Annotated in this window: 15 protein-coding genes; 7 read left to right on the plus strand and 8 right to left on the minus strand. The window is 43.7% G+C overall.

The genetic code is table 11. The annotated features are described in order from the left end of the window. Positions 1–92: 92 nt before the first annotated feature. Both QUB11_RS17810 and QUB11_RS17815 read right to left on the minus strand, forming a co-directional pair. Entirely contained in the window at positions 93–530 is a 438-nt protein-coding gene (locus QUB11_RS17810; RefSeq protein WP_333256453.1) for a cupin domain-containing protein, read from the minus strand. Positions 531–757: 227 nt separating this feature from the next. After that, a complete protein-coding gene (locus QUB11_RS17815; RefSeq protein ID WP_333201353.1) occupies positions 758–1,528 on the minus strand; it encodes a cysteine hydrolase family protein in 771 nt (256 codons plus the stop codon). Positions 1,529–1,740: 212 nt separating this feature from the next. Between QUB11_RS17815 and QUB11_RS17820 the strand changes: the two genes are divergently transcribed. The 6 genes from QUB11_RS17820 to QUB11_RS17845 all read left to right on the plus strand — a co-directional run bounded on the left by QUB11_RS17820 (position 1,741) and on the right by QUB11_RS17845 (position 9,075). Continuing rightward, entirely contained in the window at positions 1,741–3,258 is a 1,518-nt protein-coding gene (locus tag QUB11_RS17820; RefSeq protein WP_333201355.1) for an amidohydrolase, read from the plus strand. Between the two features lie 113 nt (positions 3,259–3,371). After that, entirely contained in the window at positions 3,372–4,511 is a 1,140-nt protein-coding gene (locus QUB11_RS17825; RefSeq protein ID WP_333201357.1) for a serpin family protein, read from the plus strand. Between the two features lie 131 nt (positions 4,512–4,642). Continuing rightward, the gene (locus QUB11_RS17830; RefSeq protein ID WP_333201359.1) at positions 4,643–5,845 is read left to right on the plus strand and encodes a glycoside hydrolase family 10 protein; all 1,203 of its coding nucleotides are present in this window, start codon (positions 4,643–4,645) and stop codon (positions 5,843–5,845) included. A gap of 14 nt (positions 5,846–5,859) precedes the next feature. Next, a complete protein-coding gene (locus QUB11_RS17835; RefSeq protein ID WP_333201361.1) occupies positions 5,860–6,537 on the plus strand; it encodes a TIGR02117 family protein in 678 nt (225 codons plus the stop codon). 137 nt (positions 6,538–6,674) lie between these two features. Beyond that, positions 6,675–7,448, plus strand: coding sequence for a 1-(5-phosphoribosyl)-5-[(5-phosphoribosylamino)methylideneamino]imidazole-4-carboxamide isomerase (gene hisA, locus QUB11_RS17840; RefSeq protein ID WP_333201363.1), 774 nt, complete (start codon positions 6,675–6,677; stop codon positions 7,446–7,448). Between the two features lie 256 nt (positions 7,449–7,704). Then, positions 7,705–9,075, plus strand: a complete 1,371-nt coding sequence (locus QUB11_RS17845; RefSeq protein ID WP_333256456.1) for a cation:proton antiporter — start codon at positions 7,705–7,707, stop codon at positions 9,073–9,075. Positions 9,076–9,432: 357 nt separating this feature from the next. Here the strand turns inward: QUB11_RS17845 and QUB11_RS17850 are convergent, their stop codons facing one another. From QUB11_RS17850 to kaiC, 4 genes are read right to left on the minus strand one after another with little or no spacing between them, the layout of a single operon-like run. Beyond that, the gene (locus QUB11_RS17850; protein WP_333201367.1) at positions 9,433–12,138 is read right to left on the minus strand and encodes a PAS domain S-box protein; all 2,706 of its coding nucleotides are present in this window, start codon (positions 12,136–12,138) and stop codon (positions 9,433–9,435) included. Next, the gene (locus tag QUB11_RS17855) at positions 12,113–12,505 is read right to left on the minus strand and encodes a circadian clock KaiB family protein (protein ID WP_333201369.1); all 393 of its coding nucleotides are present in this window, start codon (positions 12,503–12,505) and stop codon (positions 12,113–12,115) included. The genes QUB11_RS17850 and QUB11_RS17855 overlap by 26 nt, the downstream gene beginning before the upstream one ends. 33 nt (positions 12,506–12,538) lie before the next feature. Further along, positions 12,539–12,877, minus strand: coding sequence for a circadian clock KaiB family protein (locus QUB11_RS17860; RefSeq protein ID WP_333201371.1), 339 nt, complete (start codon positions 12,875–12,877; stop codon positions 12,539–12,541). Positions 12,878–12,901: 24 nt separating this feature from the next. After that, positions 12,902–14,599, minus strand: a complete 1,698-nt coding sequence (gene kaiC, locus QUB11_RS17865) for a circadian clock protein KaiC (protein WP_333201373.1) — start codon at positions 14,597–14,599, stop codon at positions 12,902–12,904. Positions 14,600–15,138: 539 nt separating this feature from the next. On the opposite strand from kaiC, the gene QUB11_RS17870 reads away from it, so the two are divergent. Continuing rightward, positions 15,139–16,329 carry a transposase gene (locus QUB11_RS17870; protein WP_333201375.1) on the plus strand — a complete coding sequence of 397 codons (1,191 nt, stop codon included), beginning with the start codon at positions 15,139–15,141 and terminating at the stop codon, positions 16,327–16,329. Positions 16,330–16,364: 35 nt separating this feature from the next. Here QUB11_RS17870 and QUB11_RS17875 read toward each other — a convergent pair whose 3' ends face one another. Then, the gene (locus tag QUB11_RS17875; RefSeq protein ID WP_333201377.1) at positions 16,365–19,196 is read right to left on the minus strand and encodes a PAS domain S-box protein; all 2,832 of its coding nucleotides are present in this window, start codon (positions 19,194–19,196) and stop codon (positions 16,365–16,367) included. 41 nt (positions 19,197–19,237) lie between these two features. Next, the gene (locus tag QUB11_RS17880) at positions 19,238–20,326 is read right to left on the minus strand and encodes a BMP family protein (RefSeq protein ID WP_333201379.1); all 1,089 of its coding nucleotides are present in this window, start codon (positions 20,324–20,326) and stop codon (positions 19,238–19,240) included. Positions 20,327–20,419: the final 93 nt, after the last annotated feature.

A 20,419-nucleotide genomic window follows, 5' to 3' on the forward strand; every position in this document is an offset into this window, starting at 1 on the left:
TGGTGCAACATCTCAATAGTAAGGGCTTTAGCTTTTTCTCTAAGCACTCAAGTTTTTACTACAAACCTAAAACTCAAGTCCTTAGTACAAACCTAGCACGGTACGAGTACATCCGATCGCCCCAGAACTCTCATATCCTCCTCATCGAGTTCGACTGGTGTGCCGCTGCGAATTAGTTCCACAAAATCCTCATTCGGCACCATGATGCACAAAGTGTACAAACGTTCACTGCCCGTATTCTCAATTACGTGAGTGCCTGTTGGAGGCACTAACAAACTATCTCCAGGTTGAATACTAACTGTTTTGCCGTCGCAGGTTGCTTGCCCTCTTCCTTTGAGTACAAAAAACATTTCTACTGCGAATTGATGGCGGTTGGGAGGAGTTTTGCCACCCACATCGAAAATCTCCACGCAAACTGTTAATGAAACATTAGCTATTACCGGATCGAAGACGATAGCTAATCTATTAGTATCGCCCGGACTGATGCGAAATGCTTGGTAGTCTTTCGGAGACTTTATAACAGGAATCATGCACTGGTTTGTCATTTTTTTATTGTTAGTTGTCAGTGGTTATGTTTCTGCTGTCATTAGTGGTAAATCCAGAGTCATTAGTCCGCCGCTCAACCTCCAAAGTTTATGGATTTCACAGGAGAGTTCGCTGTCAGAGCAGGAAGCGAGATATAGGCTTTGCTGTACGGGACTCTCGCACTCCTAAAAAACGCTTTTTCTACTCCAGAGGGATACTCCCCTGATGACTGCTATTTAATTGCTTCTAACATAGCCTGAGAATCCGACAAAAAACCAAAACATTGTTTAACGTTATAAAGAGTAGCTTGCCAGCAATACTCGGGAGATGTCGTAGCTGTACAATCTTTGACTAAAATACAATCATAACCGAGGAAATTAGCATCTTGCAGCGTAGCCATCACGCACTGATCGGCGTTTACTCCTCCGAAGAAAAGTGTAGTTCTGCCGAGGTTCCGCAAGATACTATCTAAAGGAGTATCCCAAAAGCCGCTCATCCGATATTTATCAACGCAAATATCCTCCGGTATGGGTTTTAATTCATCGACAACCTGCGCCGCCCAACTCCCTGCCATCAGTACAGGTGCGTTGTTTTTTGGCAGCGGATCTCCCAAACCTACGCCGGATCCTGTGGGATTGTAAACGTGACGGGAAGCTGCACTAATATTGAGCAAATCGGGGCGGTTTCCCCAGTTTATCCAAATAATTGGTACTGCGTGCGATCGCAATTTTGGCAGTAAATTTGTTAAAGGATTAATTGGAGTTCGGGCGGGCGTTACATCTACGCCAATATGTGCTAGCCAACCGTCGGGATGACAGAAATCGTTTTGCATATCTATCACCAACATTGCTGCTTTTGCTAAGTCCAAACGCAGGGTTTTAGTTTCTGTTTCCAGGGTAACAGGTTGAGGCGCGATCGGCGATCGGGTGATATCGGCAATTTTGGCATCAACTTTCCAAGCATTCGGCGGTACGCCCAAGGTGCGGAGAGAATCAGGATTCATATGATTGTGACTCAAAAACAATTTCAATCTTATAACTATTTGATTGTTACTAACTTGTCATATCTTAAATCTTTGTTATAATTAAGTATCCGGGGTAACTTTTTGAGAAAGTTTAGGATTTATTAACTTTATTCTCGTTGGGCGATCGCAAATGTTAGCGCCAGGGAATCATACAATAAAAATCAATGTAAATTTACAAAAAGGGTAAATCTATGAGCTTGACAATTCAAAATACTTTAATTCCGGTTGATAGCGGTTATGAAACCGCAGATGTGCAAGTGGTGGATAATTGCATAAGTGCGATCGCCCCCAATAACCCCTCCTCTAATTCCCCCGCTTACCAAGGGGGGAACCCCCCCTCTAATTCCCCCGCTTACCAAGGGGGGAACCCCCCCTCTAATTCCCCCCCTTACCAAGGGGGGGATAGGGGGGGTCAAACAGTTATCGAGGGCAAAAATAAGCTGCTGCTGCCCGGTTTTGTCAACGCCCACACTCACTCTTCAGAAATGTGGCAACGGGGCATTATTCCCCCTCTGCCCCTAGAGTTGTGGATTGCCGAATTGTACGATTTTACACCTCTCGATCCCGAACAAGTTTACTTGAGTGCCTTGGGAACTGCGGTAGAAACATTGCTGTCAGGCGGTACAAGCGTAGTCGATCATTTAGTTTTGATTCCGGGGCAAGAATTAGAGACGATCGCCGCCGCAGTTCGCGCTTATCAAGAAATCGGTATCCGCGCTTTTATCGGGCCATTAATTCAAGATGAATCCCTGACGGCGGGAATGCCTGCGGGCGATAGCGGTATCGAACACGCGGCTTACATTCGATCGACTAAGGCCACTTTGGAATTAATGGAAACAGCCATAAAACAGTTTCACAATCCCGAAAAAGGTGTTAATATGTTGTTGGCGCCGACGGGAATTCAACTGTGTTCCGATGCTTTGTTTGAAGGCTGCATCGAATTGAGCGATCGCTACAATCTTTGTCGGCACGCCCACCTCTTGGAAACCCCCGCTCAAAAACAGTTAGCTCACGAAAAATACGGCTGTAGCGCTGTCGAACACCTGCAAAAAATTGGTTATTTGAGTCCCCGAACTTCTTTAGCGCACTGCGTTTGGCTGGACGATTCCGACATTGCAATTATGGCAGAAACGGGAGCGACTGTTGTACACAATCCCCTCAGTAACTTGCGCTTGGGAAGCGGGATTGCACCGATTTTGAAATACCGGCAAGCGGGAGTCAACGTATCTTTTGGCTGCGACGGCGCTGCTAGCAATGACTCTCAAGATTTGCTGGAAGCGATTAAAATTGGTTCGATTTTGCACAATATCACGGATTTGGATTACCGCCAATGGATTACACCGCGCCAGTCTGTAGAAATGGCATCCTTGGGAGGAGCAAAAGGCTTGAATCTCGCCGATGAAATGGGTTCGCTTACAGTCGGTAAAAAAGCCGATTTTGTGCTGTATGATTTAACCAGTTTATCATTGCTGCCGCGCACCGATCCGATCGGCTTGCTGATTTTGGGACGCCCGACTAATGCGGTAGACGGCGTTTGGGTAAACGGCAAGCAAATTGTCGCCGAAGGTAAGGTGAAAACGATCGATGTTGATGCTTTGAGGCGGGAATTATTCGATCGCAGCGAGTGGACTAGCAAGCGTCAATCGCAAACAGTAAGTGAAATAGAAGCCCACTATCGAAAAGTCATGAACCTGCAAGGTTATTCTTAAAAAAACAACCAATAGAATATGATATCATGTCCGGTTGAATCACATAATTAGCGCGGCAACTAAAAATTAACGCAATCAACCTCCCACATCCCAATCACTTAGAACTTCTAGCCATGACACCCCCTAACAACCAGATAAATGTAGACGCCAGACTTGTTGCAGCTAATACCCAATTTGGCTTTAACTTGTTCAACACCCTCACCAAACAAGAGCCGAATCAAAATATCTTTATTTCCCCTACTTCTGTCGCCCTCGCACTGTCAATGGCATACAACGGAGTCAGCGGAGAAACCAAACAAGAAATGACAAAAGCTCTCGAATTAACGAAAATGAGTCCAAAAGCAATCAACGCAGCCAATCACAATTTGCAAAAGAGTTTGCAAAAAGATGACCCCAAGGTTCAAGTATCAATTGCCAACGCGCTTTTGGTCAGACAAGGCTTCTCATTAAAACCCGAATTTTTGCAAATAAATCAACAATACTACCAAGCCAATCTTACCGAAATAGACTTTGAGAGTCCGCAAGAAGCTCTCAGCATCATTAACAACTGGGTGAGCGAAAAAACTCACGGAAAAATTGATAAAATAGTCACTAAAATCAACCCTAATACACTTTTGTTTTTGATTAACGCCATCTATTTCAAAGGCAACTGGGAAACGCCCTTTGATAAATCTCACACTGCCAACAAAACTTTTTATTTAACAGACAGCAGTTCCAAACAGCATCCAATGATGTCCCAGATGGGCTCTTATCGGTGCTACGAAACAGACACTTTTCAAGCAGTCAGTTTACCTTACGGCAAAAAAGGCGCTCTGAGTATGTATATTTTCTTGCCAAACTCCCATACCAATTTGGCAACTTTCTCGCAGCAATTAACACCAGAAAACTGGGATAAATGGATGCAAGAATTTAGAGTTAAAAGTGGAATGATTGAAATACCGCGCTTCAAAATGGAGTATGAAGTTCAACTGAAAGACACACTTATAGCTTTGGGAATGGCAGAATTTTTCGGTGGATTGAAAACAGACTTTTCCCCGATGACTGATAGCCAAGTAGCAGTAGAATCGGTAAAACACAAGACATTTGTCGAAGTTAACGAAGAAGGTACAGAAGCAGCAGCCGTGACTGTAATAGAGATGACGAGATCTATGCCGGCTTTTGAAATGAATGTCAACCGTCCATTCTTTTGTGCCATTCGAGACAATACTACAGGAACAATATTATTTATGGGTAACATCGTTGACCCCCAATAATATCAAAAATATTAGGTGCGTCAGGAAATGTTCGAGTGACTTTTAATAAAATAACCTTCGCTGAAGCACCCTAACAAGCTAATTATACGGTAAAATATCAGTCTAAAAATAATCATATTTGCGACAAATTGATGATTAAAGTACACAAATGGCAGCGGATACTGGCTTTAATAGTTGTTTTTACGATCGCCCTTACCTCCTCCGCGATTTTATCCCCGCGTCTCTTGGCTCAAACCCCGCTCAAAACCCCAACAACCGAATTGCGCGGCGTCTGGCTGACGAACATTGACAGCGAGGTTATTTTCTCCCGCAACAACATCATTGACGCTGTAAATCGACTGGACAAACTTAATTTTAATACCATCTATCCCACGGTTTGGCAAGGAGGCTATACGCTTTATCCCAGCGCTGCCGCCCAACGAGTATTCGGACAGTCGATCGACCCATCCCCCGGATTGAAAGACCGAGACATCCTCAAAGAAATTATAGCACAATCCCGCCAAAAAGGTATAGCAGTAATCCCCTGGTTTGAGTTTGGTTTCATGGCTCCAGCAGAATCAGAATTAGCCACACTTCACCCCGACTGGCTGGCGCAGCGGCGCGACGGTTCAACTATTTGGAAAGAAGGCAAACATGATCGAGTTTGGCTGAATCCCTTTCATCCCGAAGTTCAGCAATTTATCTTAGATTTAATCCTAGAAATTGTCGATAATTATGATATAGATGGCATTCAATTTGACGACCATTTCGGCTTGCCAGTAGAATTTGGCTACGAGCCATTAACAGTGTCAATGTATCAGGAACAAATCAAAAGTCCTCCCTCCAACGACCCCCGCGAAACCTTTTGGGTGCGCTGGCGCGCTGACAAAATCAACGACTTCGTGGGCAGAGTTTCCCGCGCCATCAAATCCCGCAAAGAAAAATGTATTGTCAGCTTATCTCCAAACCCTTTTCACTTTTCTTTACCCGCCCACCTACAAGACTGGTTTACCTGGGAAAGACGCGGCTACATCCAAGAAATTGTGTTGCAGGTTTATCGCAGCGATATCAAGCGTTTTAGTGCCGAACTGGAACGGGAAGAAGTTAAACTGGCTAAACTTAACATTCCAACTGCGATCGGCATTTTAACTGGTCTTAAAAATAATTCTGTTCCCCTCAAACAAATTCAAGAACAAGTGCAAGAAGTGCGAAAAAGAGATTTCGCTGGCGTGTCGTTCTTTTTCTACGAAAGTTTGTCGAATTGGGCGAGGGAAACCCCCGAACAGCGCAATTCGGCTTTGCAAGAATTCTTTCCCACAAAGATGCAGCGCCCGCCCTCCGAAGGCATAATTTGAAACCTACGGTTAAAATGAGAAAAAGCATACAGCGCTTAGGAATTGTCATCTTATCTTTGAGCGCTTTCCTAACAATTGGCTATCTCACTCCCAGAAAGTGGGGAAATTACTCGCAAGCAGATTGCACAATCTCTCTATACATTTCCGACCAAGGCATCCACACCGAAATCATTGTTCCAGTTAAAAATGAATATTTTGACTGGAATCAATTTTTACCGCTAACAGAAATAGGGCGGGATGCCACTTCTGATTATAAATATTTGTCTTTTGGCTGGGGAGATAGAGCTTTTATGCTGGAAACTTCCACCTCAGCAATCGTCAACCCAGTTACAGCTTTCAAGGCGCTATTTCTCCCTACTCCGTCTACCGTACACGTTCAAAGTTATCGGGTCATCCCCCGAAATCTAGAAACCAAATGTGTGAAAATTAGTGGGGAAAATTATCTGAGGCTGGTAAATTTTATTAAAAATTCATTCCAATTAGACGCAGCCGGTAATAAAATTAAAATTAGCTACGGCTACGACAAAAGCGACAGTTTTTATGAAGCAAAAGGTAGTTACTATGTTTTGAGAACTTGCAACGACTGGACGGCAGAAGCTTTGCAAAAAGCTGATATCAATACTCCTTTATGGTCTACGCTTTCTTCGGCGATTATGTTTCATCTTAATAGCGGTTGCGAATGTCACAAATAAATGGTACTAGGCAATCGTAAGACTCTCTTTACTTTAGGTTATAAAATTTATAATGAATGATTATGTATGGGTGGGAATCTTCCCTAAAGTTGCATTCTTTTTTTTAGCTGGTATAATTAGCAATTTGAGGAAAAATTATGAATGTAATTCCAGCGATCGACTTATTGGATGGAAAATGCGTCAGATTATATCAGGGAGACTACGCGAAGTCTCAAACTTTTAACGACAACCCCGTCGAAGTAGCCAGACAGTGGGTAAATGAAGGCGCAACCATGCTGCATTTAGTAGACCTCGACGGCGCCAAAGCAGGTCATCCAGTCAACCAAGCAGCCATTGAAGCGATCGTCCGATCCGTAGACGTTCCCTGTCAAGTAGGTGGGGGAATGCGCGATCGCGCTTCTGTTGCTGCTATCCTCAATTTAGGCGTCCGGCGCGTCATTCTCGGCACTGTCGCCGTCGAACAACCGCAATTAGTCGGCGAATTGTGCGCCGAATTTCCCGATCGAATTCTGGTTGGCATCGATGCCAGAAATGGTAAAGTTGCTACTAGAGGCTGGCTAGAAACTTCGGAAGTTTTAGCGGCAGAATTGGCGCAAAAAATGGCCGAGTTAGGGGCGGCTGAAATTATATACACCGACATTCACCGCGACGGTACTATGGAAGGGCCGAATTTGGACTCTTTGCGCGAAATTGCTAACGCTATTTCGATTCCGGTGATTGCTTCCGGCGGCGTTAGTTCGATCGCCGATTTGTTGAGTTTGCTGGCTTTGGAACCAATTGGTGTCAAAAGTGCGATCGTCGGTAGGGCAATTTATACCGGCGATATCTTGCTAAAAGAAGCAATTCAAGCAGTCGGGCAAGGGCGGTGGCAGGATGTACCGCCAGATTTGGGTTCTTCAAGTTTTGCTTGATAGTCATGTCGAGTTAACTGGCTACCCAATATGTAACAGTTATCAATTTTCCGACTCACAGTCATCAGTCATTAGTCATTAGTCATCAGTCAACAGTCATTAGTCATCAGTCATCAGTCAACAGTCAACAGTCATTAGTCATTAGTCAACAGTCAACAGTCATCAGTCAACAGTCAACAGTCACCGTAGAATCGTCTTTCTTACCATCATCGTACCCATGTTTTTAAACCATACAATTACAGCTTTAAGTTCTGGGATGGCTTCTCTAGTTGCCCCCATACCTTTGTTAGCAACAGTCGAGGCAGAAAATTCGCCGATCGTCCTCAGCGGAGTTTTGCTCACTTTGGTAGTGATTTATATCGCCAGTAAATTAGGCGCAGAAGCGGCTAGAAACTTCGATTTTCCGCCGGTTTTGGGTGAACTTGTAGCAGGGGTAATTGTTGGGGTATCTGCTTTACACCTAGTCATTTTTCCCGAAGCAGGGCTGTCAGCATCCAACTCAGGGATTATGACAGTTCTGCAATCGATTAATCATCTGTCTCCTGCCGCCCTCACCAGTGTGTTTGAATCCCAGAGTGAAGTCATTTCAGTGCTGGCTGAATTGGGCGTAATTATTCTGCTGTTTGAAATTGGCTTAGAGTCGGATATCAGACAACTCAAGGAAGTGGGGGTTCAAGCTGTCGTTGTCGCTTGTGTCGGCGTGGCAGTTCCCTTTGCCGCCGGTACTGCGGGCTTGATGATCATTTTCCACACGGCGGCGATTCCGGCGATTTTTGCAGGGGCTGCTTTGACGGCAACCAGCATCGGAATTACCTCCAAAGTTTTGTCGGAATTAGGACAACTCAAATCTAAAGAAGGTCAAATCATTGTTGGTGCAGCGGTGATTGATGATGTGCTAGGAATTATTGTCCTAGCTGTTGTTGCCAGTTTAGCGAAAACTGGTGAGATTGATGTTGTTAATGTCATCTATTTGATTGTCAGTGCAACTGCCTTTCTGCTTGGTTCGATTCTATTGGGCGGTGTGTTTAACAAAAGCTTTTCTGCCATCGTAGACACACTCAAAACTCGCGGCAATATAGTCATCCCAGCATTTATCTTTGCTTTCTTCATGGCGTTTCTGGGCAATGCAATTCATCTCGAAGCGATTTTGGGTGCGTTTGCGGCTGGTTTGGTATTGGATGAAAGCGATGCCCGCGAGGAGTTGGATGAATTGGTGAAACCCATCGCCGATTTATTTGTACCCATCTTTTTTGTAACTGTGGGAGCTCGGGCGGATTTGGGGGTTTTGAACCCAACAGTGCCGGATAATCGGGCTGGTCTTTTGATTGCCGTATTTTTGATTGTGGTTGCGATTTTTGGCAAGCTGGTGACTGGTTGGGTGGTGTTTGGTCTGCCGGGAATCAATCGATTGGCGATCGGAGTGGGGATGATTCCTCGGGGCGAAGTCGGGTTAGTTTTTGCCGGCATCGGTTCCGCGAGTGGGATTTTGGATAAACCGTTAGAAGTCTCGATTATTATCATGGTGATTCTGACGACATTTTTAGCGCCGCCTTTTCTGCGGGTTGCCTTTGGCGATACGGTAGAGCCTCCTGCTAGTGGGGAACTTTCTAGCGAGAAAATCGTTTGATATCAAATCCGCCCTTCATCGTCCTGTATTCATCTCTCTGTTCTCGAACTCTGCGTTCTCTGCGTTCTCTGCGGTTTAATCATTCCAATGCAACCGGAAACGATATGATTGAGGGAATTTGAGTCTGGGCGATCGACTGATTGAGAAACACAAAGGTCGATCGTCCCAATTGTTTTACCCGTAATATCCTGTCCCCTCGATTACCCGAAATCAGGTAGGGGCCCGTGAGCCAACCATATCTGCCAATAATTGACAATCTCAAAAACCCGCCCCGGCCGGGATATTATGGTCAATCGATCGTCCCAATTGTTTTACCCGTAATACTTTTTATTCAGCAACTTTAATATCCTTCTCTTCCTAGGGATCTTTCGTAAGTCCTAATTTAGATAAATCAGTTAATTCCATAATGATATCCGTTTTAAAACTCAGCGTTAAATCTTTGAGAGCCTTCGCGATCGCCACTTGAGAAGTAGGTAGTTGTTCAATTAATTGCAGCATGAGATCCCCATCACAATAGTACGCCGCATCATACATTTTCTGTAACCATTCGCGGGGCATCATTGCTACAGCATCTCTAGACAATTCAACCCTCGGCAGTGAAGAAGACTCTTGAGAGGTACGGGGCGGGATGCGATTTGCTTTATTCTCCTCTGCCGGCAGTATCTCCGCTAACATTTGTAATAACTGTGCGATCGTGTAAGGTTTTAACAAAAATGTTTTGACATTAGCATCTAATGCCAGCTTTTTGTTAGCAAATAGTCCGCTAGTCGCAATGATCTTCACCCCAGGATTAATTTCTTGCAACGCGCGCATTGCGGAAACACCATCTAGGTTGGGCATCATCATATCCATTAAAACCACACTAATTTCCTGTTGATTTTCCCTATAGACAGCGAGGGCTTCAAGCCCATCACTAGCGAGTATTGTTCTGTAGTTATAGTTTTCTAGAGAAGTCTGTGTTATCTCTCGAATAGAGGCTTCATCATCAACAATTAAAATCAACTCCCGCTTACCTCTAGGCATTGCTTGCTCTATCGTTGTGAGGCTCACTTCTCCCTCTATAGCTGGAAAGAAAACCCGAAATTCCGTACCCTTACCCAACTCGCTATAAACCTTAACAAAACCGCCATGATTTTTGACAATCCCCCTTACTGTGGATAATCCTAGCCCTGTTCCTTTCCCAACTTCCTTGGTAGTGAAAAAGGGGTCAAAAATTCGGTTTAACAATTCGGGCGGAATACCAATTCCTGTATCAGCCACCGTCACAGCCACATAACAGCCTACTTTTGCTTCCACATTCAGCAGGGCATCATCTTCATCAAAGGAGCGATTTTCGGCAGAGATGCTCAAAGTTCCTCCTGATGACATGGCATCCTTAGCGTTAATCATCAAATTCATAAATACTTGGTGTAGCTGGGTAGCATCACCCGATATTGTCCATAGTTCCATTGCGGGAATTTTAGTCGAAATAGTTATTGATTTGGGAAATGTGTGTTGAACAACACCGATTACTTCGAGGAGCAAATAGCCTAGTTGTAATATTGCATATTCACCATCCGTTGTTCGACTAAAAAAAAGAATTTGCTTGACCAAATCAACCCCACGTTTAGCACTACCCGAAAGGAGTTTTAACAGTCTTTGTGTCGGTTCATTCATATTGGTAATTTTGAGAGGAAGCAGTTGACTAGCTCCCAAAATCGGGGTGAGAATGTTATTTAAATCATGGGCAATTCCACTTGCCAACGTTCCTAAACTCTCTAATCGCTGGGCATGATAAAACTGTTTTTCAAGTAGTTTTTTTTCAGTAATATCACTATTAACAACGAGGATAGAGCGGGATTGGGAAAATTTATTGTGTATCAGTGTTTTACGACTTTCTACGATTATATTATTACCGATTTTAGTAAGTTGCTCTATTTCCCCCTGCCAACTGCCTTGCTCGGTAGTGATTTGGATCGGCTCAGTTAGTTTACAGGGTTGATTAAATAAGGTTTGAGTTTTCTGCCCTATAACTTCGGCTTCTGCCCAACCATATAAACGTTCAGCTCCTTTATTCCAAAATAAAATATGATCGTCTAAATCCTTTACAAAAATGGCATCACTAGCAATATCAATTAAGGCTGCTTGTTCGGCAATTTTTTGCTCTGTTTCTTTACGTTGGGTAATATCCGTAATAATTTCTATGCCCACCCAACAATCTTGTTCTTTATCCCATTCAGCAACATAGTTGGAGGCAAGCCATCGAATCCTGCGATCGCCATGCAAAAACTGATATTCGATAATACCCGATCGCCCTGCTTGAATATTTTCGATCAATGAGGCGATCGTTTTGTCTCGATCTTCGGGCAATATATTCGCTATGAATAAGGCAGAATCTGCTTGCACAGCTTCTAAGCTATAGCCCAAAATCTGTTGAGTTCCGCCTGTCCAAGAATCAATCTCTAAAGTACCATCAGTCCAAAGACGAAAATTTTTAATAACTGCGATCGCGCTGTTGAGAATCTGACTGATTTTCGCAGCTTCTTTTATTTTAGATTCTGTAATATCAGTAACAATAATACTATTCACTAAAATCTCATCTATCTGAAGTTGTTTCAACGATAATTTAACAGGTACTTCCTTATTTCCCGTTGCTGTGAGCAAAGATAATTCTCTAGTGAAAGTTCCATCGGTCTGAACCTGCTGCAAAAATAGTAAAAATGCTTTTTTATCCTTGGGGCTAATAAAGGTTTCTAACTGAGAGCCTATCAGATTTTTTAAAGGAAAATTTAATAGTTCTGAGAGTCGCTTATTACAGTACAAAATCAAACCTTCAGAAGATACGGTAGCCGCTCCTTCGCCCATTTGTTCCACTAAACACTGATAAACATAATCTGCCCCCTGAAGCGTAAAAACTCGATCTCCTCGCGGAGTAGAAACAACAACAGCATCAACTTCCCCACAACGAATCGCCTGCAACGTTTCTTCCGCTACATTTAGGCGTTCCTGCACCTGGGCCAATTCCCGATTTAGGGTTGCGACTTCTTGGCTCATTTTTTCAATAGGGGTCAGAGAATCCTTCATTGTTTCCCTCTCCAATTATATTTTTTTTCGGCACTAGATTAAGACCAAGTAAGACTTTTTCTGTATTCGATAAATTGCCAATCATCTTTTGTAAGGGCAGAGGTAACTTTTTTATCAAGGTGGGAACAGCCACAATGTTCTCCGAAATAACAGCTTCTGTCTGTTGATAAATATCAATAACTTCTAACTCATAACGCCCTTGGAGATGTTCCTCACAAATCTTTTTGATGTTTTGCAACGCCGTCACCGATTGAATCGTTGTACCTGAAATATAAAGACGTAAGATATAAGGCTCTTCCTTTGATGAAGAAAGAGACTCTTCAAAAAGTTCTGTGGTTGTTGGTTTAACCTCTTCGGAGTCAATCATTGTTAGTACCTATATCTTAATGGGTTTAATGGGTTATTGTTCATCGACTTGACGAAGAATTTGCAGTCCTACCAGAACTTTTTCAGTATTTGATAAATCACCAATAATCTTTTTAATCGGTTCTGGCAATTGTCTCACGAGAGTCGGTATAGCAACGATGCTATGTTCTATGGCTAGCTGCGGCTGTTGACTTAAGTCAATAATTTCAATGTTATATTGACCCTGAAGATATTCCTCACATATCTTCTTCAAATTGGCAAAAGCCACCAAAGATTTAGGTGTTTGTCCCGCCACATATAATCGCATTTGCCAAATCTCTGACCCTTTTGTGTTAGTTGGATCTGAGGAATTATCTGTTAAATGAATTGTCATGTTTTTTCTCCTTATAGATAGGTTTTAGCGATTAAGATGACGTAACCTTGCCATAAAGGTTCGATTCTCCTGCACCGCTTTTTCTTCCTCTTGTTCTTCTTCAAGCAGCCAATCTAACTCCGCCTCTCGATTGAGCAATTGCATTTGTAGATCATTTATCTGAGCTTGTACGAGTTTTTTCTCTTGTTCATACTCACGTTTTTTTAGTTCAAAATTCTGTCGGCGTTTTTTAGCGGCAGATTTTTCCTTTAGTTCTTGATTGACTCTTTCCGTTCCTGTTAATACCTTGCCATCTCCCAAGTAAACCTCGACCAACTTTACACCTTCATTGGTGACGATAAATTCCCGTACTTGATTTGAGTGCATCATGCCGCGAGATTTGAGGGCATAGATAATGCGATTGCGCTCCCCATTCACCTTGAGCGTTTGGAGCTCTAACCAAGTATCCATCAGAGAGGAAACACCCACTTCTGTCTGTTCGTGGTCATGGTCAGCATCACCAGCCGTTAAGTTGGTCATAAAAACGGTTATTTGCTTACTCTTTAAATAGTCAATTAAACGCATGAAAAAGTTTTTTGTTTGCATCAAACTCCCACTCAAGACGAGATTACTCATCGGATCAATGATGATTGTCCTTGGTTGAAATTCTTGTACCCAGCGATGGATTTTAAACAAACGCATTTCTAAATTGTAATTGGTGGGACGTACCGCATCAAATTGGAGTAATCCCTGCTCTACATAAGGGGCTAAGTCAAGACCAATCGACCTTAAATTGCGGATAATTTGTTGGGGCGATTCTTCAGTGGCGAGATATAAACACCGTTCGCCCCTCAAACAGCTTGCATGGGCAAAATAATTTGCAAGAGTCGTTTTGCCCGTTCCAGCCCTGCCTGTGACTAGAATACTGCTACCCCGATAATAGCCTTGGCCACCAAACATTTCATCAAGTTCGGCGATGCCCGTTGAGACTCGCTCATTAGAAACCACATGGTCTAATTTTAAGGAAGTAACGGGTAAGACCGAAATGCCATTTTCTTCAATTAAAAAAGGATATTCATTATTACTATGACGAGAGCCGCGATACTTGACAACTTGAAGGGTTCTTGTGGCGATGTCTTCAAAGGTTTTTTGATCTAATTTGATCACACAATCCGAAACGTATTCTTCTAAACCTTGACGGGTTAAGGTGTTATCTCCTCGCTCCCCTGTGATCACGGCTGTCACACCTTGGTCTTTTAACCAATGAAATAAACGGCGTATTTCTGCTCGGACAATGTTGGAATTGGCTAAACCAGCAAACAAGACTTCAATCGTGTCTAAAAGCACCCGTTTAGCGCCAATTTTTTTGATCGCATACCCTAGACGAAGAAATAGGGCTTCTAGGTCATATTCTCCTGTTTCCTCAATTTCGCTGGGTTCAATATAAATATGATCTATTAATATTTTCCCCTCAGCAATTAACTGATTTAAATTCCACCCTAAAGAGGCGACGTTTTTGGTAATTTCTGACGCAGTTTCTTCAAAGGTGACTAAAACGCCTGGTTCTCCGTACCGCGTTGATCCGCGTACGAGAAACTCCACACCAAATAAGGTCTTACCGCAACCTGCAGAACCACAGATTAAAGTTGGTCGGCCTTGGGGCAAGCCTCCATCGGTGATTTCATCGAGTCCCTGAATTCCCGTTGGGCATTTGGATAATTGTAACTCTTGAATTTTTTCCATAAAAACACAAAAATTCCCTTTTTGATAGGAGTTACATAAGCGCACAACTATCCTACCTGCGACACTTTAGGAATCTGTGCTCTTGTCTTGACTACCTGTATATGATCAACGATAGCACTGTTCCTCACTTGAGTATCCATAGCTTTTCGTTTCTTAATGGAATCGTAAGCAGGTGGCGGATTACATCGCGGCGGAGCATCTCACTTGTGTAGTCCAGCAAGCTAGAAATTGGAGTTGTGAGGCAGAAGGCACGAGGAAGAAGGAAGGAGCCAGAAGAAGTGTGGTTACAAATATGAGAGGCTCCCCATCGCAACCATTCTTGAGTTGATAAAATATGCCCGCATAAAATTTGTCACTTTGTCTAGAGTGGAGCTCAAGTTTTCTTCTTCTGAGGCAGTAAGGGCTCGATAATTTCCCACTCTTTATCGAAAAACTGGGTTAAAAACCCCGTCCTTCTAGGACGGCTTGAATTGTAACTTTTCATTGCACATATCTCCGTTTTGTGCCGACTGCGGTAGCATAAGACTGGAGGTAGAGCAATGCTAGTTTTTGAGTTTAAATCTTACGGAAAATCAAGCCAGTTCAAGGCAGTAGATGAAGCAATTCGTACCGCTCAGTTTGTCCGCAATAGCTGTTTGCGCTATTGGATGGACAATCCTAAAAAGAACAAATACGACTTGAATAAATACTGTGCTGTACTGGCAGCTACGTTTCCGTTTGCTGATGAACTCAACTCCCAGGCAAGGCAGTCGAGTGCTGAACGCGCTTGGGCAGCTATCTCTCGATTCTACGAAAACTGCAAGAAAAAGATTCCTGGTAAAAAAGGGTATCCGCAATTCCAGCGAGACTGCCGTTCGGTTGAGTACAAGTCAACTGGATGGAAGCTTGCAGATGACAGAAAATCGATAACTTTCACTGACAAAAAAGGAATTGGCAAACTTAAACTCAAAGGTACACGCGACCTGCATTTTTACCAAATTAGCCAAATTAAACGGGTTCGATTGGTTAAACGTGCTGATGGTGTGTACGTCCAGTTCTGTATTGATGTCAGCCGAAAGGAAAACACAGAGCCAACTGGTAGCACAATTGGATTAGATGTTGGACTGAAAGAATACTATACTGATTCAAATGGAGTCACGGTTGAAAACCCTAGATTCCTGAGAAAAGGCGAACGCATTCTCAAACGCAGTCATCGTCGAGTATCTAGGAAAGTTAAAGGTTCAAAAAACAGAGGCAAAGCTCGACAGATTCTCGGCAAGCGCCATCTCAAAATAAGCAGGCAACGTAAAGACCATGCCGTGAAGTTGGCAAGGTGCGTAATTCAGTCAAACGACTTGATAGCCTACGAAGATTTGAGAATTAAGAATATGGTGCAGAATCACTGTCTTGCTAAGTCTATTAACGACGCATCTTGGTATCAATTCCGTGTCTGGCTCGAATATTTGGGAAAAGTATTCGAGCGTGTAACAGTTGCGGTAAATCCGCAATATACCAGTCAAGAATGCTCTAGTTGCGGTGAAATTGTCAAAAAGACTCTATCTACAAGGACTCATGTTTGTAAGTGTGGATGTTTGCTAGATAGAGATTTCAACGCCGCGAGAAATATCCTAAGTCGGGGATTGGGTACGGTAGGGCATACCGGAACCTTTGCACTAGATGCAAACAACGCTTCGGGAGAATTGACCTCTACTTTGGTTGGAGAAATCCAATTAGAGCAAGTCAGCTCGTAGATCGAAGAATCCTCATGCCTTCAGGCCCAGGAGTGTCAATTACCAACGAGTGCTACAGCACCGCTTTGCAACACAGGAATTTCAATTAGGAACTCTGTTCCTTGAGCTGGTTGAGAGAAGCACTGGAGTAAGCCACCGTGCTTATCAACTACAATTTGATAGCTGATGGATAGTCCTAATCCAGTTCCTTTACCAGTGGGTTTTGTAGTGAAGAAGGGATTGAACGCCTGTTGTCTAACAGTTTCCGTCATCCCAGGCCCATTGTCTTGAACTTGAATTACCACATTTTTTGAATAACCAGAATGAGTTTCTTTTGTGACTAGCTTAGTCCGAATAGTGATGCGACTGGGATTCTTTTGGATGTCTTTTGTATAACGCTGATTGTCGTAGTTTTCTAAAGCATCGATCGCATTTGCCAGAATATTCATAAAGACTTGGTTCAACTGTCCGGCATAGCACTCTACTCGCGGTAAGTCGCCGTACTCTTTAACAATTTCAATAGCAGGATGAGCCGGATTTGCCTTCAGTCGATTTTGCAAAATCATCAATGTGCTGTCAATTCCCTCGTGGATATCAACAGGCTTCATTTGGGCCTCATCCAGCCGCGAGAAGTTTCTTAGCGACAGGACAATTTGACGAATGCGATCGGCTCCTACCTTCATTGAAGTCAGGATTTTGGGCAAATCTTCACTAATGAAGTCCAGCTCGAACTCTTCAATTTTTTCCTCAATTTGGGCATTAGTTGGATAGGTTTGCTGGTAAAGCTGAATCAACTTTAGTAAAATTTGCGTGTAGTCGGCAGTATGGCTCAGGTTGCCATAGATAAAGTTGACTGGATTATTAATTTCGTGAGCAACACCAGCAACCAGTTGCCCCAAACCTGACATTTTCTCTGCCTGAATAAGCTGTGCCTGAGTTTGCTGCAAGGTTTTGAGTGCAACCTCCGCTTCCTCTTTTGCTTGCCTTAATGCAGCTTCGGCTTGCTTGCGCTCAGTAATATCCAGTGCCAAGGATGCAACTCCAACAATCTTTCCAGCATCCCCTACTAAAGGCGTATTGAACCATTCGCAAATAATGGTTTTGCCGTCTCTGGTAATATTTTCGTTGACACTGTAGATTCCTCCAACCTGAACCAACAACTCGTTCATAACTCGATCGACGACCTTTCGGGCAGACGCAGGCACAATTAATTCTGTGACATGGTGTCCGATCGCCTCTTTCGCCGTGTAACCAAAAATCTGCTCTGCCGCTGGATTCCAGGCAGTGACTTTAAAGTTTAAATCCCATTCCACAACTGCCAGTGAAGTTTGGCGGAATAGAAAAGATAGTCGCTGTTCCGACGCTTTGAGTTCTTCTTCTACCTGTTTCCGTTCCGTAATGTCAATCCCTGTTTTGATGATGTACTCAATTTCACCTTCATTATCCAGTAAAGCAGTATCTGACCAGGCAATGAGTCTGAGTTGTTGATCTTTGCTCACCCAACTGCCTTCATACTGCTGGGGAAAATTACCAGATTGTAAAGACTCAAAAGTAGTTTTGGCTTGTCCTGCTAAGTCTGAGTTCGGGAACAAGTCCCAAATGTAGCGCCCTTTTACTTCACTAAATGAGTAATGAGTCATTTGTTCGCAAGCTCGGTTAAAGCGAACGATTTGTCCCTGCGGGTCGAGCACAACTACCAGGGCACCTGCAATTTCAAGAATTGCTGAAACAAAATTGCGTTCCACTTCAACTGCTGTAATCAGTTCCTCTAACTGGGTTGCCATAGTGTTAAAGGCGATCGCCAATGTCCCCAGTTCGTTTTGGCTGTCGATGTTGACCCGCGTCTCTAATTGCCCCGCACTGAGTTCAGTAGCTGCCGTGGTTAAGTGCTGTAGCGGCACCACAATTTGCCGAATAAATAGATACCCAATGCCAACAGCGACGATCGTCACCACCATCAATGAGCCTCCCATAATTGAGAGCATTTGGTAAACGGGAGCATAAGCCTCAGCCGTTGGCAGTTCTACAACCACATTCCAATTCACACTCCGAACTAAGGCACTGGCTCCCAATACTTCTACCTGCTTTAGACCCTGATAAACGTTAAGGTGCTTAGTATTTTCGGAGGCTTTCAAGAATTGAAAGAAGGGGCGCTTAGAAAGATCTTGAAGTTGAAAGGTTTCTGGCTTACTACCCTTTTGAGCAATCACAAAATTACGCTCATCGACTACATAGACATAACCCGTCTTGCCAACCTCGATTTGGGAAACAACAAACCAGAGAAAGTTGAGATTTATCTCTGCTAATAGCACCCCATCCACCTCATCTCGCTCATTCCGAATCGGAACCGCCAGAATGGTGGTTGGTTGGTTTGTTTGAGGATTAATTTCTACAGGACTGACATAATCTTCCTGTTGTTTGAAGGCACGAATAAACAGTGGCGAATTGGCTGGATTTTCTAACTTGAGCGGTTCGTAGGGTGAAACTGACGTGACAACTTGTCCCTTCCGGTTCAAAATGGCAACGGCTTCATAAGCATCATGATGACGAATCAATCCTTCCAACAGGCTCTGCTGCACTTGAGGTTGAAAGTTTGTGAGTCCTTTGACCCTAGCTAAATAGCTCAGTTTTCGTTTCAAGTCATCTAAATAATTATCAATCTGCCCTGCTGCTGTCTGACTACGCTCTTCTTGGAGCGATCGCGATTGCTGGATCTGCGCCTGAAAGCTGAGGTAGATCAGCAAACCACCTGTGGGCAGTAAGCTCAGGAGAACCAAAAATATCAAACCATAGCGGAGCTGATTTGCAATAGAAAAGAAGCGTTGCCAGAGAAGTGAAGGGGAGCTTTTGGCAATCGGAAGAGCGCGATCGTTGCGTTGATTTTGCATCGGACTTAGAATCAATATTGGTAAATCAATTAATGCGCGCACTAAGGAGAAACATCAATTTGGCCAGTCGTCACAGCTTCTCGGATAATCTTGAAAGTGTCCTCTTCCTGAGACGTGAGACTACCACGGAAAGGGGCAAAGTCGTAGATTTTTTCCTTGAGTCCAAACTTGTAAAGTTTTCCTTCCCAGCGACCTTCCTGGGTTAATACGGCCGCATTTAGCACCAGATTGGGAATGTCCTGCAGAACGCTAGTTAGGACTTTGCCGGGAGCCAGTTCGTACTGATCCTTGGCCCAACCAATCACAAGGACTCCTGGCTTTTGCGTAACGGCTTTTAGCGCGGCTAATCCTGCCTCATCCGCGTTGATTGTCAAAACATCTACTCCAGAGGCAACCATATCCGTTGCGACTTTGGTGGCTTTTTCCGTATCAATCCAAGAGTTGAGAAAAGCTGTCGAGGCTTGAACAGAGGGATTCGTTGCCTTCACTCCCCGCCTAAACAAAGCTTCTTCTTCTTTGTAAACCGGATAAGCAGCACCCACAATATAGCCAACTTTATTGCTTTTAGTCTTCATGGCAGCCAAAGCACCTGTGAGGTACCCCACCTCACCCGATCGAAAGGCAACAGCCCCCAAATTTTTGTTATTCCCTGGATAGGTTGTAACCAGGGCAAATTTCGTTCGCGGAAATTCTTTAGCGACCTTTTCGGCCGCTTTGATATAGCCACCACTGGCTGCAATTACCAGGTTATAGCCTGACTGGGCATATTTGCGAAGGGCAGCTTCACTATGTTCACCGTCAATACTGCCAGTAAAGTCTACCTGAGCATTAAATTTATCTTTGATTAGGTTTAACCCTTCAAAGCAGGCTTGAGCCCAACTGTTGTCGTCTTTGGAGCCTGTCGTGATCAACGCCACTCTAAAGCTGCTAGAGGTACTTGCTTCAGGGGAAGAGTTTACGTTCGGAGTCGATCGACTGCAACTGATCGCAAAAACCAGAGCTAGAGCCGCCACAGTCATTTGTTTCAAGAGAGATTGAATTCGCATAATAGCTTTTCGCAACCCGATTACTTTTTCTACGCGATAAATTTCTTGAACGGTAAGCTGTTCTACATTTAAATTGTGTGCCAAAAATCACTAAAACTTTTGTGGGACGGGCTTCTAGCCTGTCCCGAATTTCCAATTTAAATGCGTAACAGCTTATCTCAACAATCTTCACAAGTT

This window comes from Microcoleus sp. B6-A1 (assembly GCF_036705085.1).
Taxonomy (GTDB): domain Bacteria; phylum Cyanobacteriota; class Cyanobacteriia; order Cyanobacteriales; family Microcoleaceae; genus Microcoleus.

Bases quoted from the DNA above. Each gene is read 5' to 3' on its own strand.
- QUB11_RS17875 (WP_333201377.1), bottom strand. From the start codon at position 19,196: ATGCAAAATCAACGCAACGATCGCGCTCTTCCGATTGCCAAAAGCTCC.
- QUB11_RS17845 (WP_333256456.1), top strand. From the start codon at position 7,705: ATGGCTTCTCTAGTTGCCCCCATACCTTTGTTAGCAACAGTCGAGGCA.
- QUB11_RS17810 (WP_333256453.1), bottom strand. From the start codon at position 530: ATGATTCCTGTTATAAAGTCTCCGAAAGACTACCAAGCATTTCGCATC.
- QUB11_RS17820 (WP_333201355.1), top strand. From the start codon at position 1,741: ATGAGCTTGACAATTCAAAATACTTTAATTCCGGTTGATAGCGGTTAT.
- kaiC (WP_333201373.1), bottom strand. From the start codon at position 14,599: ATGGAAAAAATTCAAGAGTTACAATTATCCAAATGCCCAACGGGAATT.
- QUB11_RS17860 (WP_333201371.1), bottom strand. From the start codon at position 12,877: ATGACAATTCATTTAACAGATAATTCCTCAGATCCAACTAACACAAAA.
- QUB11_RS17850 (WP_333201367.1), bottom strand. From the start codon at position 12,138: ATGAAGGATTCTCTGACCCCTATTGAAAAAATGAGCCAAGAAGTCGCA.
- QUB11_RS17830 (WP_333201359.1), top strand. From the start codon at position 4,643: ATGATTAAAGTACACAAATGGCAGCGGATACTGGCTTTAATAGTTGTT.
- QUB11_RS17870 (WP_333201375.1), top strand. From the start codon at position 15,139: ATGCTAGTTTTTGAGTTTAAATCTTACGGAAAATCAAGCCAGTTCAAG.
- QUB11_RS17855 (WP_333201369.1), bottom strand. From the start codon at position 12,505: ATGATTGACTCCGAAGAGGTTAAACCAACAACCACAGAACTTTTTGAA.
- hisA (WP_333201363.1), top strand. From the start codon at position 6,675: ATGAATGTAATTCCAGCGATCGACTTATTGGATGGAAAATGCGTCAGA.
- QUB11_RS17835 (WP_333201361.1), top strand. From the start codon at position 5,860: ATGAGAAAAAGCATACAGCGCTTAGGAATTGTCATCTTATCTTTGAGC.
- QUB11_RS17815 (WP_333201353.1), bottom strand. From the start codon at position 1,528: ATGAATCCTGATTCTCTCCGCACCTTGGGCGTACCGCCGAATGCTTGG.
- QUB11_RS17825 (WP_333201357.1), top strand. From the start codon at position 3,372: ATGACACCCCCTAACAACCAGATAAATGTAGACGCCAGACTTGTTGCA.